The following is an 837-nucleotide window of genomic DNA, read 5'->3' on the forward strand; positions in this document are numbered from 1 at the left end:
GACGTGCGCGTGCGTGGGTACGGCCGTGGCCGTGGCCGCCGACGCGGACCCGCCGCCGGGGAAGGGGCGGCAGGTGAAGCCGAGGAGCGTCATGGCCCGGACGACCTCGCCTGCGGTGAAATCACGGCGGTCCTGGCGGGTGATGACCTCGCCCACCTGCTTGACGGGGTAGGAGCGGCGACCGATGATCACGGACTCGCCGGTGATCGGCTCGGGCTTGACGCCCTTCATCGATTCCAGGACGTCGTTCTTGGTCAGGTCGAACGGGAAGCGGGCGATGACACAGCGCAATGCGGCCTCACAGGGGAAGGCGGGAAGGGTTCCCGATGGTTCAGTGGGAGAGGCGGGCGTCGGCGAGCTCGCGCAGGCGGATCCGGTCCGTGTACGTGGAGCCGTCACGGACGGCGGTCAGCTGAGCGCGGGTGACCAGGCCGGTGCGGCGCCCGTCGTCGTCGCGGACGATCAGATGCCCGGCGCGGGCACCGGCCATCACCGACAGGGCCACCTCGACGGTCATGTAGTCACCGACCTGCGGTCCGGACTCGTCCTGGGTGGTCGCGGGGCGGAACTGCGAAGAAACCGGTGTCACGAAGGCCTCCTGCGGAGAGTGCGGAGAATGGGGGCGTCGTCGTTCTGACGAGGAGTGCGAGGGTTCTACGCCGCCGGGTCGTAGGTGGTACGCCGCTGGGCCGTCCGGCGGGCGGTGGTCCGGGACGGGCGGTTGCGCCGCGGGCGGGCGGAGGCGCTGCGCTTGGGGCGTTCGGCGACGGGTGCGGTGATGACGACGGGGATGCCGGAGGGGGTCTGTGCGCCGGTGATCCGGTTCAGGGCCTCGTC

General features: G+C 71.3%; 2 protein-coding genes and 1 pseudogene. All 3 read right to left on the reverse strand.

Features of this window, described 5'->3' with window-relative positions; genetic code table 11:
- On the reverse strand, nucleotides 1–291 hold a 291-nt coding region (locus IE136_RS24695; protein ID WP_189601440.1), incomplete at its 3' end, for an SCO5918 family protein.
- Between the two features lie 40 nt (nucleotides 292–331).
- Nucleotides 332–589, reverse strand: a complete 258-nt coding sequence (locus tag IE136_RS24700) for a CBS domain-containing protein (RefSeq protein ID WP_158991796.1) — start codon at nucleotides 587–589, stop codon at nucleotides 332–334.
- Nucleotides 590–654: 65 nt separating this feature from the next.
- Nucleotides 655–837 (reverse strand): annotated as a pseudogene (locus tag IE136_RS24705) (DEAD/DEAH box helicase); the annotation flags it as partial.

The organism is Streptomyces lateritius (genome assembly GCF_014649715.1).
Classification (GTDB): Bacteria; Actinomycetota; Actinomycetes; order Streptomycetales; family Streptomycetaceae; genus Streptomyces; species Streptomyces lateritius.